We start from the raw sequence: 15,764 nt of genomic DNA, 5'->3' as shown, positions 1-15,764 counted from the left end.
TTCTTTGCAAATTGTCAGAATGTGTCACTCACTGAAATCAGGTATTTTGAGCCTCCAAATAGGTGGGAACCCTTGAGGAAATCCTTCGAGATGGCTGCGGAAGTTGAGAAAATCCACGCATGAACTTCACTAGCCAGAGCATGAGTGCTAACACCGCTGCGCCTACCCAGTTGATGAGTGCAGATCCGCAGGACTGGCCTGTCTCGTCAGACTGGAAAACTGTTGTCGACTCTTTTTTTGCAGGGAGCACAGGCCAGGGGCTGCTGCAGTTTTTGCAGCAAAGACTGGATTCCGGCGCAGTGATCTTTCCCCCGGCTCCCTTGAGGGCCCTGGAGCTGACACCGCCAGAGGATGTGCGTGTCGTGATCCTGGGGCAGGACCCCTATCATGGTCGCGGGCAGGCCGAGGGCCTGGCATTTTCTGTCGCACCCGGGGTGCGCGTGCCGCCATCGCTGCAGAATATCTTCAAGGAAATGCAGCGCGAGCTGGGTACGCCGTTTCCGGCTTTTCCCCAGCCTGGTGGCAGTCTGGTGAGCTGGGCTCAGCATGGTGTACTGCTGCTCAACACCAGTCTGACGGTGGAAGAAGGGCAAGCCGCAAGCCATGCCAAAAAAGGCTGGGAAGAGCTGACCGATGCCGTCATCCGGCATGTTGCCGAGCAGGGGCGGCCCACGGTCTTCATGCTCTGGGGCTCGCACGCCCAGTCCAAGCGTGTGTTCATTCCTCAGGATCGTGGCCATCTGGTGCTGATGAGCAACCACCCTTCGCCGCTATCGGCTCTGAGGCCTCCCGTGCCCTTTATCGGTAACGGGCACTTCGGCAAGGCCAGGGAGTTCAAGCTCAGACACGGCTATTGAGATGGCCAGATTGTGCTGTCTCAGCGCTTTTCCCTGATTCCAAGCCAGACGCCCGTCAGGCCGCTGAGCGTCACCACCGTCATTCCGAGCAGCGATGTGCTGTCGGGAAGCTGCCCAAAAAACAGCCAGCCCATCAGCATGGCAAAGCCGATCTGGCTGTAGAGGAAAGGCGCCACGGTTGCGGGCGTGGCGTGGGTGTATGCCTGCAGCAGCATCAGGTGGCCAATGCCGCTGCAAAGGCCCATCACAGCTGCCGCTGCGTAGATCTGCCAGTCATCGATGGGCTGCCATACAAAGCCTATGAGAGGCGTGGTCAGCAGCAAGGGCAGCCAGGTCGAGTAAAGCTGGGTGGTAGGAGGTGAATCCAGGCGCGACAGGCGACTTCCGAGAACCTGGTAGGTGGTGCCCGATACCAGCAGACCAACCGGCCACAGAGCGGCCAGGCCCAAGGGCTGTCCATCGTTTTCCGGTCGGACGATGGCAATCACTGCCAGCAGACCGATCACCAGCAGCGACCAACGGGCAGGGCTGACCTTCTCTTTGAAAAATAGCGCCGAGGCCACCACGATAAACAGCGGAGCCGCTGACCAGATGGCCGTGAAATTGGCCAAAGGCATGTTCTTTATGCAGAAAAAGGCGCAGACCGTGGTCAACAGCCCCGAGATCGCTCTCAGAAGCTGAAAACTCAAGTTCTGGGTTCTCAGTGCCGAAAAGCCGTGCCGAGGTAAAACCAGCACGCTGGTGACCAGGGCCTGGGCCGTGAAGCGCAGCCACAGAACCATGAGAACCGGAAGCAGTGTTCCCGTGAACTTGGTGGCGCTATCCAGAACGGCAAACAGCGCACAGGCGAATATGGTGAGCAGAACACCGCGGATGGCCGACTGCGCTGACGGGGAAAGTGTGGGAGAGAGCCAGCTGGGGAGCATGTCCGTAGCGAATTGCGACAAGAGAAGCGAGGAATTCTAGGGGGATGAAGTTGCCGGCCTGGGTTGTGACGCCCATAAAAATGCCCGCACTGTGAGGTGCGGGCACTGGATGGGGTGAAGACGGATTACCAGGGCATGGCGTTACGAATACGCGCAATTTTTTCGGCCTGCTCGGTCGAAGACTCCTTGGCGGTGCGCAGCGCTTGCCGGATGAAGACAAACAGCAGCAGCAGGAAGCCGGTGCCCACGGCCGCACCAATGGCCAGCATGGGCTTCTTGGGCTTGATGGAGAGCTCGGGCAGGGTCGGCATCTGGATCACATCGTCGCTGTCCAGACCTTCAAGGCGGCGCTCCATGTCCAGAATCCCCTTCTGGCGATTGCTGTTGGCGGTCAGCAGTTCGCCATAGAGGCGGCTGGTGGCTTCGGTGACACTTTTCCCCGAGGAGAGATTGGCGGAGGTGTCATGCTCCAGCTTGAGGGACTCCTCCAGGCGCGTCTTTTCGGAGGCCAACTGCACTTCCAGCTGCTTTTTTTCCAGGCCGCGTGGCTTGCTCAGAGGAAACAAGGTGTCCAGCAGTGCCTGGTTGAGCTTTTGAGCCGCTTCGGGCGATTTGGCCTGCGTTGAAATATTCAGCAGCTTGTCCTGCTTGCCGACATTGACGGTGATGCGCTTGCTGAGCTTTTTATAGATTTCCTCCTTGGTCAGGCCATCGTCCAGGCCTGCAACGGGGGCAATCTGTTGCAGCACGTCCGCAGACATCGCCAGGCTGGCGGCCATGGGGGCGGTAAAGCTGGAGCCGGCACGCTCCACCTGAACCGATGCGCTGCTCTCGTAGGTCTTGGGGATCGCCAGGGCGATTCCATAGGCCGCGATGCCAGCCAGCAGCGGGCCGAAAATCAGAATTTTCCAGTTTTCTGCGAGAGTGACCAAAAGATCCAGCAGATCCAGCTCTTCATCTTGTGGGGTTTGAACTTCCATTGATTTTTTCTAAATGAATAAGCACTTTGACAAAACGATGAAATCTACCACTAAGAAAAGATTGACCCCAGTGTTTCTGTAACTCCTTATGCCAGGAGCCGGCACAGCGGCTCCAATGTGTTGCAGATCAGCGCTGGCGCTCCAGCAGCATGGAGTCTCCATAGCTGAAGAAGCGGTAATGCTGGGCAATCGCATGCTGATACATGCCCATGATGTGCTCATAGCCCGCAAAAGCGCTGACCAGCATCATCAGCGTGCTTTTGGGCAGATGGAAGTTGGTGATCAGCATGTCGACCACCTGGTACTGAAAGCCCGGGGTGATGAAGATGCTGGTGTCGCCGCTGATATTGCCGTACTTGGCCCAGGACTCCAGCGTGCGCACCGTGGTGGTGCCCACTGCAATGATGCGGCCGCCGCGCTGGCGGCAGCGCTCCATGGCAGCCAATGTGGGCAGGGGAATGTCGTACCACTCGCTGTGCATGGTGTGGTCGGCAAGGTTTTCGGTCTTGACGGGCTGGAAGGTGCCGGCTCCCACATGCAGGGTGACGCTGGCGCGCTCCACGCCCTTGGCTTGCAGGGCGGCCAGAACGGTCTCGTCGAAATGCAGGGCGGCGGTCGGTGCGGCCACGGCACCAGGGTGGGCTGCGAACACGGTCTGGTAGCGCTCGCTGTCTTCCTTTTCATCCGGATCATGCTCGGCGTTTTGCTGGCGCTCGATATAGGGCGGCAGAGGCAGGTGGCCGAACTGCTCCAGCAATTCATAGGGCGATTCGCCCTGGTTGCCCTTGAAGGAAAGATGGAACAGTGGTCCGTTCTCGTCCGGCCAGCGGCCCAGCAGGGTGGCTTCGAAACCGCCGTTCTTGAGGCCGCCGCAAAGATGGATCTTGGCACCAGGCAAGGGCTTCTTGCTCACGCGCATATGGGCCACAACCTCGTTGTTCTGCAGCACGCGCTCGACCAGCAGTTCGATCTTGCCGCCGCTGGCCTTTTCGCCGAAGACGCGCGCCTTGATGACCTTGGTGTCGTTGAAGACCAGCAGGTCGCCGGGCTGTAGCAGATCGGGCAGTTCGCGGAAGATGCGGTCGGTGGCCGGGAGGCTGCGGCCGTCAAGCAGGCGCGAGGCGCTGCGAACGGCGGTGGGATGCTGAGCAATCAGTGATTCGGGCAGGTCGAAGTCGAAATCGCTGAGTGTGAATTCACGGGTGCAGGAAGACATGCGGTGCTTGAGGGCCGTACGAGGCCCGTTCCAAGTTCAATCAAACAAGTGGGCGATTGTCGCAAATCGCCATTAGGGCTGCCGGCTTCAGGGCTGAGCAGCGGCTGGGTTCCAGAGCTCGTTGAGATTCCTGAAGGGCCAGTCGGCAGGGTCTTCGCGCCCGACGATGCTGTCGTTCGCTTGGGGGCACGCCAGGTCGAGAATCTCGGGCGTGATGCGGCGTTGCTGGCGCAGGCAGTAAAAGCGCCGCACTTTCGGGGTCAGCAAACAGCTCGGCGAGACATCCAGCACCACGGCAAGATGCTGCGACTGCAGTCGCACCAGCGAGCCCAGCGGGTAGATGCCCACCGTCTGGACAAACTGCTCGAAGATGGCCTTGTCGAAATGATGGGGCGCCCATTGCGCCATGCGCTGCAGCGCGATGGCCGGGTGCCAGCCCTGCTTGTAGGGGCGATCCGAGGTGATTGCGTCATAGACATCGCAGACTGCCGTCATGCGCGCCATCAGACTGATCTCGTCCTGCTTCAGTCCGTCGGGATAGCCCGTGCCGTCGACTTTTTCGTGGTGATGCAGGCAGGCGTCGGTAACGGCGTCGTCCAGCCCCTGAGGCAGCAGGATTTCGTAGCCCCAGCGAGGGTGGGACTTCATGATGACCCATTCCTCGGCATCCAGCGGCCCAGGCTTGTTGAGAACATCTGGCGGTACTCTGCTTTTACCGATGTCGTGCAGCAGGCCTGCGATACCGGCCTGATGCACCTGGTGCTCGTCCAGACCCATGCGGCGTGCCAGACCAATCATCAGCGCGCACACCGCAATGCTGTGCATATAGGAGTAGTTGTCCGCAGTCTTCAGTCGCGCCAGGCTGATCAGGGCATGGGGGTTGCGCTTGATCGACTCGGCCATCTCGTCGACCAGCAGGCCTGAGGCAGGCAGGTCCAGCGGGCGGCCCAGGCGAACGTCCTTGAACATGGTCTTGAGCACATCACGTGCCTGCCCAATGATCTGACGGGCCTGCTGCAACTCCACGCTGGTTCTGGTGGGCCGTACCGGCGAGCTTGGCACAGCTTCGTCGCCTGGCGACTCAGAGACTTCTGCGGGCGTGATGTCGGGGGCGATGTCGGCCCCCTTGCCGGTGTCTATCCACACCTGGCGGATGGTGGTGGCAAGCAGGCGTTCCAGGTCCCTGGGCTGATCGAGCAGGAGGCGGGCACGCAAAAAGGGGTGCTCCATCCACGAGCCGCAGAACTCGTGCACAAACATTCCCGGGCGCAGGTGCTCGACATCAACTCGCTTCAACATGAATTTCTACGGAAACACGCAGTAACAATTTGAGAATGGTAGCGATTTTGACGTTGTTGCGCTGGAGGCAGTTGTTTGCATACCTGAATATGCTGTATATACATACATTGCTTTCCCTGTCGCGGGGAGTGTAGTCAAGGAGTCTCAGTTGTCTGTGTCAAAAAAGCCTGTTGCCGAGCCGAAGTCTGCTGTCAAGCGCGCTGCCGCTCGTGAGAAAAAGGCGGGCATGGACCAGGATGCCGCTCCCAAAAAGACCGTCAGCCCGGCGCAGCAGGCCTTGCAGAAGATGGGATTGACGCGCGATATCGATCTGGCTTTGCATCTGCCGCTGCGCTATGAGGACGAAACCCGCATCGTGCTGCTGAAGAACGCGCGTGATGGCGAGACGGTGCAGATCGAAGCCACGGTCACGCACAGCGAGGTGCAGCTGCGCCCGCGGCGTATGCTCAAGGTCACCGTGGATGATGGCAGCAGCACTTGTCTGCTGACCTTCTTCAGCTTCTACCCGTCACAGCAAAAGACCATGGCGCCCGGCGCGCGTCTGCGCATCCGCGGCGAGGTCAAGGGCGGTTTCTGGGGGCGGCAGATGATGCACCCTGCATTTCGGGTGGCGGGTGGCGAGCTGCCCACGGCGCTGACACCGGTCTATCCCGCCACTGCCAGTCTGCCCCAGGCGTATCTGCGCCGGGCCATTGCCTCGGCGCTGTTGCGTGCCGATCTGTCCGAGACCTTGCCACCGGGGCAGTCGCCTCCCATCGCGCAGTTCTATGGTCAAAATGGACTGCAGCCGGCATATGACTTGCGCAATGCGCTCATTTTTCTTCACCATCCAACGCCCGATGTGGCCTTGGTCACTCTGGAGGACCATTCCCACCCGGCCTGGCAGAGACTCAAGGCGGAAGAGCTGCTGGCCCAGCAGCTGTCCCAGTACGAGGCCAAGCGCGAGCGTGCCCGCTTGCGCGCGCCCGTGCTCAGGCCGCAGGCCGGCATGGCGGATTTGACGCAGCAGTTTCTGGCGCAGCTGCCGTTTGGCCTGACGGGGGCGCAGCAGCGAGTGGTGGGAGAGATTCGGGCCGATATGGAGCGCCGTATTCCCATGCATCGTTTGCTGCAGGGCGATGTGGGCTCGGGCAAGACGGTGGTGGCAGCACTGTCTGCCGTGGCCTGTATCGAGGCCGGCTGGCAATGCGCCTTGATGGCTCCGACCGAAATCCTGGCCGAGCAGCATTTCGGCAAGCTGGTCGGCTGGCTGGAGCCGATTCTGGCTCCGCTGGGCAAAAAGGTCGCCTGGCTGGCGGGTGCCCAGAAGAAGAAGGAGCGCGCCGCGATGCTGGCGCTGGTGGAAAGCGGCGAGGCGGCGCTGGTCGTGGGCACCCATGCCGTGATTCAGGAGCAGGTGCAGTTCAAGAATCTGGCCCTGGCCGTGATCGACGAGCAGCACCGCTTTGGCGTTGCCCAGCGCCTGGCGTTGCGGCAAAAGCTCGCGGCCACGGGAATGGAGCCGCATTTGCTGATGATGAGCGCCACACCGATTCCGCGCACGCTTGCCATGAGCTACTACGCCGACCTCGATGTCTCAACCATAGACGAGCTGCCGCCAGGGCGCACGCCCATCGTCACCAAGCTGATCTCGGACAGCCGCAAGGACGAGGTGATCGAGCGCATCGGTGCCCAGGTCGCCAGCGGGCGTCAGGTCTATTGGGTCTGCCCGCTGATCGAGGAGAGCGAAGCGCTGGATCTGTCGAATGCCACGGCCACCCATGAATATTTGAGCGAAATGCTGCCCGGTGTCATGGTGGGTCTGCTGCACTCGCGCATGCCCACGGCCGAGAAAAAGGCCGTGATGGAGCTGTTTTCTGCCGGCGTCATGGGGGTGCTGGTATCCACCACGGTGATCGAGGTGGGCGTGGACGTGCCCAATGCCTCGCTGATGGTCATTGAGCACTCGGAGCGCTTCGGCCTCTCGCAGCTGCACCAGTTGCGCGGCCGTGTGGGGCGCGGCGCTGCAGCCTCGGCCTGTGTGCTGCTGTATTCGGTGAATGACAACGGGCGACTGTCCGATACCGGCAAGGAGCGCCTGCGTGCCATGGCCGAGACCAATGACGGTTTCGAGATCGCGAGGCGGGATCTGGAGATTCGCGGCCCGGGGGAGTTTCTCGGCGCCCGGCAGTCGGGCGCCCCCATGCTGCGCTTTGCCGATCTCGAGCAGGACGTGATGCTGCTGGACTGGGCGCGCGAGCTGGCACCGCTTATGCTTGAGCAGTTTCCTGCGCTGGCTGCACGCCATGTCAGCCGCTGGCTGGGTGGAAAGGCCGAATATTTGAAGGCCTGAAATACCCAAACCTGCGTTTGAAGACGTAAAGAGTTACGTTTTTGCAGGAATATATGTAATCTTTTGCCTTGGCAATTTGTGATTGAATGCAAAAACAGGATGAATCAATGCTGTTATTGAGAATCCCAAAGACCCCCTCTCTATGACTCTTACCGAATTGAAGTACATCGTGGCCGTTGCGCGGGAAAAGCACTTTGGCCGCGCCGCCGAAGCATGCTATGTGTCCCAGCCTACGCTGTCCGTGGCGATCAAGAAGCTGGAAGAAGAGCTGGATGTCAAGATTTTCGAGCGCAGTGCCGGCGAAGTCTCGGTGACCTCGCTGGGCGAGGAGATCGTGCGCCAGGCGCAAAGCGTGCTGGAGCAGGCCAACGAGATCAAGGAAATCGCCAAGCGCGGCAAGGACCCGCTTTCAGGCGTTCTGACCCTGGGCGTGATCTACACCATCGGCCCCTATCTGCTGCCCGATCTGGTGCGCAACTCCATCAATATGACGCCGCAGATGCCGCTGATGCTGCAGGAGAACTTCACCGTCAAGCTGCTGGAGATGCTGCGCACGGGCGAGATCGACTGCGCCATCATGGCCGAGCCCTTCCCGGATACCGGCCTGGCACTGGCGCCGCTGTACGACGAGCCCTTCATGGCCGCCGTGCCCAGCACCCACCCGCTGGCGCAGAAGAAGAGTCTGTCTACCACGGATCTCAAGAACGAGACCATGCTGCTGCTGGGTGCGGGTCACTGCTTCCGCGACCATGTGCTCGAGGTCTGCCCCGAATTCGCGCGCTATGCCAGCAACTCCGAAGGCATTCGCCGCACCTTCGAAGGCTCTTCGCTGGAAACCATCAAATACATGGTGGCAGCCGGCATGGGCGTGACCCTGGTGCCGCGACTGTCCGTGCCCGAGGATGCACTGGCTCCCATTGAGCGCCGTCGCCGCGCCGATGAGCCTCATATTCGCTATCTTCCGATTCATGAGGAAGACGGCATTGCGCCGCCCACCCGCCGTGTGGTGCTGGCCTGGCGGCGCAGCTTCACGCGCTATGAGGCGATTGCCGCGCTGCGCAATGCCGTATACGCCTGCCCGCTGCCGGGAGTGCAGCGCCTGTCGCAGTAAGCGTGGCTTTAGCGGCTCGAAGAAGGCGGGAGTCTGGATTCGTTAAACCTGAAAGGTGATTGCATGACCAAGCAAGGCAAGGACAAATCGCAGAAACAAAAGTCGGACGCCGCGTCGCAGGTGCCCGCAGGCATCCACATAGGCATCAGCGACGAGGATCGCGCCGCCATTGCCAAGGGGCTGTCGGCGCTGCTGGCCGACACCTATACGCTGTATCTGACCACGCACAACTTCCATTGGAACGTCACGGGGCCCATGTTCAACACGCTGCACACCATGTTCATGGCGCAGTACACCGAGCTGTGGAATGCCGTCGATCCCGTGGCAGAGCGCATCCGTGCACTGGGCCACCATGCGCCTGGCTCCTATGCACAGTTCGGCAAGCTCACCAGCCTGCCCGACGCACCGGCGCAGCCGCCCAAGGCCCTGGAGATGGTGCGCATTCTGGTGCAGGGCCACGAGGCCGTGGCGCGCACGGCCCGTCAGCTGTTTCCCCGTGCGGACAAGGCCGGCGACGAGCCTACTGCAGACCTGCTGACCCAGCGCCTGGCTGTGCATGAGCAGACCGCCTGGATGCTGCGCTCCCTGCTCGAGGAGTGAGCCGCACCCGGGCCGTGGTTCGCGCGGACTCTCCAAGCCCTGACGGGCCCGCCTCCAGAGGCCCGTCAGGGCTTTTTCGCTTTTGCTCCTGAAAGGAATGCCTGTGTTTTCTGCGGCGACTCCCGTGGTCCTGCTGGCGCAGTGGGTGGACAGCCATGCCATCTGGGTGCTGCTGCTGTTGCTGCTGCTCGCGGCCGGCATGCTGCGCTGGCGTGCGCAGGGCCGGGCCGCGTGGCTGTGGCAGGACCGCAGCGCGGATCTCAGGCCTGGCGGCAACTGGCTGCTGGTGGTGGCTGGGTTGGCTGGCGCTGTTCTGGCCCTGCTGGTCGTTGGCGTGCAGCAGTCCCAGTCCCTTCAGTCGCCGCAGGGGCTGATGGCCCTGGATCTGAAGCTGCAGCGCGCGGTGAGCGCAGGCCTGCCGCCCAGTCTGCAGCCCCTGGTGCAGGGCTGGACCATGCTAGGAGATTTGCGCGTCATGGGGCTGCTGAGCCTGGTCGTGGGCCTGTGGTTGCTGTGGCGGCGCCAGGGTCTGCAACTGCTGAGCTGGGTGGTGGCCGTGGCCGGTACGGGACTGTGGGTGCGTTTCATCAAGGGGACCTTGCAGCGTGCGCGTCCGCTGGACGGTCTGGTTTATGAGGCCGGCTTCAGCTTTCCCAGCGGCCATAGCGCGGGCACGGCTGCGATTTTCGGCATGCTGGCCTGGCTGGTCGCTCGCCGACTGCCGCCGCACTGGCGGCCCTGGGTCTTTGCGGTGGCGGCTCTGCTGGCCCTGAGCACAGGCTTGAGCCGCGTGCTGCTGTCCGTGCACCATGCCAGCGATGTGCTGGCGGGTCTGTGCCTGGGTCTGGGCTGGACGGCTCTGGTGCTCTGGTTGACAGACCGTGTCGAGCATGGGGGCGGCGCCCTCCGGGCGTTGCAGGCCGAGGCACAATTGCCGCTGCGCTGACCGCGGCCTGGGGCCCGGTCGTGATCCCCTGCCTTTCGGAACCCGTCTCATGTCCGCCTCCATCCCTGCTTCGCCGCGCTCCAAGCTGTCGCTGTATCTGGATCTGATCCGCTTCAACCGTCCCGCGGGCTGGCTGGTGCTGGTCTGGCCTACGCTGGTGGCTCTGTGGGTGGCCGGCCAGGGCTTTCCGGGCTGGCATCTGCTGGTGGTCTTTGTGCTGGGCACGGTGCTGATGCGCAGCGCGGGCTGCACCATCAACGATATTGCCGACCGCGACTTCGACAGGCATGTGAAACGCACCACTCAGCGCCCCATCACCAGCGGCCAGATCTCGGTCAGGGAAGCCGCCATGGTCGGCCTGGTGCTCGCGCTGGTGGCCTTCGGTCTGGTGCTGTCCACCCGCTGGGAGGCGGTGGCCTGGTCGGTGCCTGCCGTGCTGTTCACGATTCTCTACCCGTTCACCAAGCGCTTTTTTGCCATGCCTCAGGCCTTTCTGGGCATTGCCTTCAATTTCGGCATCGTGATTGCGTTTGCGGCGGTGACCGGTGAGGTCGGCACCACGGCCTGGACGCTGTGGCTGGCGAATATGTTTCTGGTGCTGGCCTATGACACCGAATACGCCATGGTGGACCGCGATGACGATCTCAAGATCGGCATGAAGACCTCGGCCATCACCCTGGGCCGTTTCGATGTCGCGGCCATCATGCTGTTCTTTGTCCTGTGCTGGGGTCTGATCGCCTGGGTGCTGGCTCCTTATCGGCTGGGCTGGCCCTTCTGGCTGGGCATGGGCGTGGCGGCGGCACAGATCGTCTGGCATTTCAGTCTGATCAAGGATCGCACGCGTGAAGGCTGCTTTGTCGCCTTCAGCAAGAGCCACTGGATTGGCGCCGCGATCTTTGCAGGCGTGGCGCTTGGGTTTGCTTTGAGATAGTCCTGTTCTGATAGCTTGAATCGATTGACTGACAAACGATTGAGGTCAGAAAGATTCAAAAAACCGGCCGAGGCCGGTTTTTTATTTGCCGAACTCGGCGGCCAGCTCCTGTGCGCGGATCTGGGCCTTGCGCATGGCCTCGATGAAGTGCTCGGGCAGCTTCTGCTCCTGCATATGGGTGATGGCCGCGTAGGTGGTGCCGCCCTTGCTGGTAACGCGCTGGCGCAGCACTTCGGCGCTTTCGCTGGAGCGTGCCGCCAGTTCCGAGCCGCCCGCAAACGTGGCCACGGCCAGCTTGTAGCTTTGTTCGGCGCTGAGGCCCATGTCGACGCCCGCCTGGGTCATGGCTTCGAGGAACAGGAATACATAGGCCGGGCCGGAGCCGGAGATGGCCGTCACGGCATCCAGATGCTCTTCCTTGTCCACCCAGATGAACTCGCCGGTGCTGCCGATCACAGTCTCGATCAGGGCCTTGCCCTGGGCATCGACCTCGGGGCGGGCGAACAGGCCCGTCATGCCCTTGCCCACCAGGGCCGGGGTATTGGGCATGGCGCGCACGATGCGGCTGGTGCCGGTCCAGGCAGCAATGCTGTTGGTGGTGATGCCGGCTGCAACGCTCAGATGCAGGGCGTTGCGGGCATGGCTGGCGACGGGAGCCGCCGCCTCCTTGAAGCTCTGGGGCTTGACGGCCCAGACCACCAGCTGGGCGTTTTGCAGGGCCTCGGTGGCGGCGGGCAGGGCGTCGATACCGAAGCTGCTCTTCAGCGTAGCGCGTGTGGCCTCAAAAGGCTCGACCACGGTGATGCCGCTGGCTGGAGCACCCTGACGGATCAGGCCGCCGATGATGGCACTGGCCATATTGCCGCCGCCGATGAAGGCAATGGGAGGGAAAACGGTGGTCGAGTGGTCAGTCTGGCTCATGATGGTTCGATTCGCTCTGCGATGCAGCAAGTTGGCAAGCCTGTGTTCGGATTCCAGGCGCAGAACGGCACTATAAACCTGCGCCGCAGCGGTCGCGCTCCTCGCTCAATGCGACGAACTGGGTGACTTCGGCGGGGTTGAAGTTGTTGTCGCTGACCAGCAGCAGCACGCGTCGGCCATCGGGCAGCCGCGGCCCCCAGCTCATTCCCTCCAGGTTGTCCACGGATCGCAGGCCGGCGTCGGCCAGGTCCAGCAGCAATTCCTTGTCTGCGGGGCGGTAGCTGCCCGGCACGAGTCGAGTCTGGCCCAGCGTATCGCTGCTTGCATCGGCATGGGTGCTGATGCGGTAGATGCGTGCACCAAAGCGCAGCGGTGGCGCAAAGGAGCGCTCCAGCACCAGCAGGTGCTCGGGGCCGTCGGCCAGTACATCGCTGATGCCGTTGATGGCACGGTGCTGCAGCCACAGGCCGGTGGGCAGGGCGTCGGGCAGATAGGCCATCTGGCGCACGGGCTGCTGCGTGTCCATGTCATAGGCGGTGATTCGCACCGGGCCGCCCGCTTGCCCTGCTGCGGGCAGGGGCCCGTCTTGCCTGAGCGCCGCCTCCATGGCCAGCCAGAGGGTGCGGCCATCCTGGCTCAGCGCCAGACCTTCGAGCGTGAAGTTGCTGCGCGGCCCCTCGGACTTGCTGGCCGGCAGGCGCAGCCCGGGTGGCAGCGGCCATTCGCGTTGCCAGCGCCCGTCCGTGCCTGATTGCAGCAGTTGCGGGCCGAAGCCGCGCGCAAAGTCGCCCTCGCTGCTCCACAGCAGAGACTGCCCTCCAGGCAGAAGCCGCAGTGCCTCTGCGTCGGGGGTCGCGATGCCGGGCCCAGGCTGGCGGCCGCTGGGGTAAGGGCGTCCTGTGGGGCTGAGCAGCGGCTGGGCACTCTGCATGGTGACCCGATACAGGCCGCCGGCGTCGTACTCGATGCGCGCCGTGTAAAAGCGCGCCGGCCCGTGGGTGGAGCGGTCGTCGCTGACCAGGTAGTACAGATTGCTGCCCGCGTCGTAGTCGATCGAGGACAGCCCGCCCACGGTAGTGCCGGCAAACAGCTGGTCATGTGGCCAGCGGATCTCCCCCAGCAGCGACCAGGGGCGGGCCTGGGGCGTGCTGCAGATGCGGCTGGGTGCGAACGGCGCCGTCGTGCAGGCAGCGAGGCTGGCGCAGATCAGCGCGAGGCCCCAAAGCCGGAGCTGTCGTGGATTGTTCACATTTGTGCCTTGTACTTTTCGCCGATCGCTTTCTAAGATGCCAGCGGTTCCGTGCCGCGTGGGGCGGCTCGGACGACGCCCATCCGAAATAGGGAGCAATCATGGCATCCAATGTCAAAAAATGGTCGGCAGAGTTTCTGGGTACTTTCTGGTTGACCTTTGGCGGCTGCGGCAGCGCGGTGCTGGCAGCGGCCTTTCCCGAAGTGGGCATCGGCCTGCTGGGCGTGTCCTTTGCCTTCGGCCTGACGGTGCTGACGGGCGCCTATGCCTTCGGCCCGGTCTCCGGCGGCCACTTCAATCCTGCGGTGTCCGTCGGACTGGCGGTGGCGGGGCGCTTTCGCTTTGCCGAGCTGCCCGGCTACATCATTGCCCAGGTTCTCGGGGCCATCGCGGCGGCAGCCGTGCTGTACTTCATTGCCAGCGGCAAGGCCGGTGCCCAGGTGGCCGATCTGGCCACCAATGGCTATGGCGAGCACTCGCCGGGCAAGTTCAACATGGCGGCGGCGCTGGTGACCGAGGTGGTGCTGACCGCCGTGTTTCTGCTGGTGATCCTGGGCTCCACCACCAAGAAAGCCGCCGTGGGCTTTGCGGGCATGAGCATCGGTCTGTGCCTGACGCTGATCCATCTGATCTCCATCCCCGTGACCAATACCTCGGTCAACCCCGCCCGCAGCACCGGCCCGGCGCTGTTTGGGCCGGCCATCGCGCTGGAGCAGCTGTGGCTGTTCTGGCTGGCCCCCATCGTGGGTGCCATCATCGGCGCCGTGATCCACAAGGCGCTGCTGGGTGACGAAGACTGAGCGTGCAACGCGGCTGCTGCCCAAGCAGAAAGGGATGCCTTGTCATCCCTTTTTTGATGGCTTGGGCGCTTGCCTGGCCAGCGCCCAGTGCAGCGGCTTTACTGTGCCGTGGTCTGGCGCACGGCCTGTTCCCAGCGCTGCATCAGCTCGTCGGCGCGGTCCTTGCCCAGCGTGGGCAGGAAGCGGCGCTCGGCCTTCCACAAGGCCGACAGCTCCTCGGTGCTCTGATAGACGCCGCTGGACAGGCCGGCCAGATAGGCTGCACCCAGAGCCGTGGTTTCCACGCAGGCCGGGCGCACCACGGGAATGCCCAGCAGATCGGCCTGGAACTGCATCAGCAGATTGTTGACGCAGGCACCGCCGTCCACGCGCAGCTCGCTGACCGGCGTGCCGCCCGTGGCCACGGCGTCGCGGCTCATGGCGCCGAGCAGGGCTGCACTCTGGTAGGCAATGGATTCCAGGGCCGCACGGGCGATATGGGCCATCGTCGTGCCGCGCGTCAGGCCAGTGATGGTGCCGCGCGCATCGGGCTTCCAGTAGGGGGCGCCCAGGCCGGTAAAGGCCGGCACCAGCATCACGCCGCCGCTGTCGGGCACGCTTTCGGCCAGTTGCTGGACCTGGCCGCTGTGTTCGATGGCCTGCAGGCCGTCGCGCAGCCACTGCACCACGGCACCGCCGACGAAGACGCTGCCTTCCAGCGCAAACTGGGGCTGGCTGCTTGCCTGGGCGGCCGAGGTGGTCAGCAGGCCGTTGCTCGAAGTCTGGAAGCTGCTGCCCGTATGCATGAGCATGAAGCAGCCCGTGCCGTAGGTGTTCTTGGCCATGCCCGCGTCGAAGCAGGCCTGGCCGAACAGCGCGCTTTGCTGATCGCCGGCCACGCCGCCGATATTGATGGAGCCGCCCAGCACTTCGTCGGCCGTCTGGCCGAAGTCGGCGGCCGAGGGAAGGACCTCGGGCATCAGGCACGCAGGGATGTCGAGCAGGGCCAGCAGATCGGCATCCCATTGGTTGCTGTGCACATTGAACAGCATGGTGCGGCTGGCATTGCTCACATCGGTGACATGGCGCTTGCCGCCCGTCAGCTGCCAGATCAGCCAGCAATCCACCGTGCCGAAGGCCAGCTCGCCGGCCTGTGCTGCGGCGCGTGCGCCGGGCACGTTGTCCAGCAGCCATTTGAGCTTGGTGCCTGAAAAATAGGCATCGATGCGCAGACCGGTTTTCTGCAAAATGGCGTCGCTGTGACCGGCTTCGCGCAGCTGCACGCAGGTGGGTTCGGCGCGGCGGTCCTGCCAGACGATGCCATGGTGAATGGGGGCGCCGGTCTTGCGGTTCCAGACGATGGTGGTCTCGCGCTGGTTGGTAATGCCTACCGAGCGAATATCGCCAGCCTTGAGGCCCGCCTTGGCCAGCGCCTCCTTGGCGGTGCTCAGCTGGGTGCGCCAGATCTCGCGCGGGTCATGCTCCACCCAGCCCGGCTGTGGATAGATCTGCGGCAGCTCCAGCTGGGCCGAGGCAACGATGCGGCCTTGCGTGTCGAAGACGATGGAGCGGGAACTGGAGGTGCCCTGGTCCAGGGCGAGCAGATAGGTTGTCATG

The 15,764-nt window shown here is 63.1% G+C and carries 14 protein-coding genes; 7 read left to right on the top strand and 7 right to left on the bottom strand.

Going from position 1 to position 15,764, the window contains the following annotated elements; genetic code table 11:
- The first annotated feature begins 119 nt into the window (after positions 1–119).
- On the top strand, positions 120–857 hold the full coding sequence (locus NOX35_RS24875) for a uracil-DNA glycosylase (protein WP_256495083.1): 738 nt from the start codon (positions 120–122) through the stop codon (positions 855–857).
- A 20-nt stretch (positions 858–877) separates the two neighbouring features.
- On the opposite strand, the gene NOX35_RS24870 is transcribed toward NOX35_RS24875, so the two are convergent.
- The 4 genes from NOX35_RS24870 to NOX35_RS24855 all read right to left on the bottom strand — a co-directional run bounded on the left by NOX35_RS24870 (position 878) and on the right by NOX35_RS24855 (position 5,278).
- Positions 878–1,804: a DMT family transporter gene (locus NOX35_RS24870; protein ID WP_256495082.1), complete on the bottom strand. Its 927-nt coding sequence runs from the start codon at positions 1,802–1,804 to the stop codon at positions 878–880.
- A gap of 104 nt (positions 1,805–1,908) precedes the next feature.
- Positions 1,909–2,763, bottom strand: a complete 855-nt coding sequence (locus NOX35_RS24865; protein ID WP_182284854.1) for a Wzz/FepE/Etk N-terminal domain-containing protein — start codon at positions 2,761–2,763, stop codon at positions 1,909–1,911.
- 127 nt (positions 2,764–2,890) lie between these two features.
- Positions 2,891–3,979 (bottom strand): tRNA preQ1(34) S-adenosylmethionine ribosyltransferase-isomerase QueA, encoded by a 1,089-nt coding sequence (queA, locus tag NOX35_RS24860; protein WP_034377352.1) that lies wholly within the window; start codon positions 3,977–3,979, stop codon positions 2,891–2,893.
- Positions 3,980–4,066: 87 nt separating this feature from the next.
- Entirely contained in the window at positions 4,067–5,278 is a 1,212-nt protein-coding gene (locus NOX35_RS24855; protein WP_182284853.1) for an HD-GYP domain-containing protein, read from the bottom strand.
- 148 nt (positions 5,279–5,426) lie between these two features.
- Between NOX35_RS24855 and recG the strand changes: the two genes are divergently transcribed.
- From recG to ubiA, 5 genes are all read left to right on the top strand, one after another.
- Positions 5,427–7,610: an ATP-dependent DNA helicase RecG gene (recG, locus tag NOX35_RS24850; RefSeq protein WP_182284852.1), complete on the top strand. Its 2,184-nt coding sequence runs from the start codon at positions 5,427–5,429 to the stop codon at positions 7,608–7,610.
- A 142-nt stretch (positions 7,611–7,752) separates the two neighbouring features.
- On the top strand, positions 7,753–8,721 hold the full coding sequence (locus NOX35_RS24845; RefSeq protein WP_003050465.1) for a LysR substrate-binding domain-containing protein: 969 nt from the start codon (positions 7,753–7,755) through the stop codon (positions 8,719–8,721).
- A 63-nt stretch (positions 8,722–8,784) separates the two neighbouring features.
- Positions 8,785–9,321, top strand: a complete 537-nt coding sequence (locus tag NOX35_RS24840; protein ID WP_232538058.1) for a Dps family protein — start codon at positions 8,785–8,787, stop codon at positions 9,319–9,321.
- Between the two features lie 97 nt (positions 9,322–9,418).
- Entirely contained in the window at positions 9,419–10,267 is an 849-nt protein-coding gene (locus NOX35_RS24835) for a phosphatase PAP2 family protein (protein WP_256495077.1), read from the top strand.
- Positions 10,268–10,316: 49 nt separating this feature from the next.
- On the top strand, positions 10,317–11,198 hold the full coding sequence (ubiA, locus tag NOX35_RS24830; RefSeq protein ID WP_182284850.1) for a 4-hydroxybenzoate octaprenyltransferase: 882 nt from the start codon (positions 10,317–10,319) through the stop codon (positions 11,196–11,198).
- An 81-nt stretch (positions 11,199–11,279) separates the two neighbouring features.
- On the opposite strand, the gene proC is transcribed toward ubiA, so the two are convergent.
- On the bottom strand, positions 11,280–12,119 hold the full coding sequence (gene proC / locus NOX35_RS24825) for a pyrroline-5-carboxylate reductase (RefSeq protein ID WP_256495076.1): 840 nt from the start codon (positions 12,117–12,119) through the stop codon (positions 11,280–11,282).
- 70 nt (positions 12,120–12,189) lie between these two features.
- Positions 12,190–13,368, bottom strand: a complete 1,179-nt coding sequence (locus tag NOX35_RS24820) for an esterase-like activity of phytase family protein (RefSeq protein ID WP_256495075.1) — start codon at positions 13,366–13,368, stop codon at positions 12,190–12,192.
- A gap of 101 nt (positions 13,369–13,469) precedes the next feature.
- Here NOX35_RS24820 and aqpZ point away from each other — a divergent pair, with 101 nt between their 5' ends.
- Positions 13,470–14,168, top strand: coding sequence for an aquaporin Z (aqpZ, locus tag NOX35_RS24815; protein WP_256495073.1), 699 nt, complete (start codon positions 13,470–13,472; stop codon positions 14,166–14,168).
- A 98-nt stretch (positions 14,169–14,266) separates the two neighbouring features.
- On the opposite strand, the gene glpK is transcribed toward aqpZ, so the two are convergent.
- On the bottom strand, positions 14,267–15,763 hold the full coding sequence (glpK, locus tag NOX35_RS24810; protein WP_182284846.1) for a glycerol kinase GlpK: 1,497 nt from the start codon (positions 15,761–15,763) through the stop codon (positions 14,267–14,269).
- Position 15,764: the final 1 nt, after the last annotated feature.

The sequence above is a fragment of the Comamonas sp. C11 genome (assembly GCF_024496285.1).
Classification (GTDB): domain Bacteria; phylum Pseudomonadota; class Gammaproteobacteria; order Burkholderiales; family Burkholderiaceae_C; genus Comamonas; species Comamonas testosteroni_F.
The sequence above is the reverse complement of the archived record's forward strand: the minus strand, read 5'-3'. Positions and strand labels throughout refer to the sequence as shown.

Excerpts from the sequence above, each read along its gene's own strand:
- aqpZ (WP_256495073.1), top strand. The coding sequence starts at position 13,470 with ATGGCATCCAATGTCAAAAAATGGTCGGCAGAGTTTCTGGGTACTTTC.
- proC (WP_256495076.1), bottom strand. The coding sequence starts at position 12,119 with ATGAGCCAGACTGACCACTCGACCACCGTTTTCCCTCCCATTGCCTTC.
- ubiA (WP_182284850.1), top strand. The coding sequence starts at position 10,317 with ATGTCCGCCTCCATCCCTGCTTCGCCGCGCTCCAAGCTGTCGCTGTAT.
- NOX35_RS24875 (WP_256495083.1), top strand. The coding sequence starts at position 120 with ATGAACTTCACTAGCCAGAGCATGAGTGCTAACACCGCTGCGCCTACC.
- glpK (WP_182284846.1), bottom strand. The coding sequence starts at position 15,763 with ATGACAACCTATCTGCTCGCCCTGGACCAGGGCACCTCCAGTTCCCGC.
- NOX35_RS24865 (WP_182284854.1), bottom strand. The coding sequence starts at position 2,763 with ATGGAAGTTCAAACCCCACAAGATGAAGAGCTGGATCTGCTGGATCTT.
- queA (WP_034377352.1), bottom strand. The coding sequence starts at position 3,979 with ATGTCTTCCTGCACCCGTGAATTCACACTCAGCGATTTCGACTTCGAC.
- NOX35_RS24840 (WP_232538058.1), top strand. The coding sequence starts at position 8,785 with ATGACCAAGCAAGGCAAGGACAAATCGCAGAAACAAAAGTCGGACGCC.
- NOX35_RS24835 (WP_256495077.1), top strand. The coding sequence starts at position 9,419 with ATGCCTGTGTTTTCTGCGGCGACTCCCGTGGTCCTGCTGGCGCAGTGG.
- NOX35_RS24845 (WP_003050465.1), top strand. The coding sequence starts at position 7,753 with ATGACTCTTACCGAATTGAAGTACATCGTGGCCGTTGCGCGGGAAAAG.
- NOX35_RS24855 (WP_182284853.1), bottom strand. The coding sequence starts at position 5,278 with ATGTTGAAGCGAGTTGATGTCGAGCACCTGCGCCCGGGAATGTTTGTG.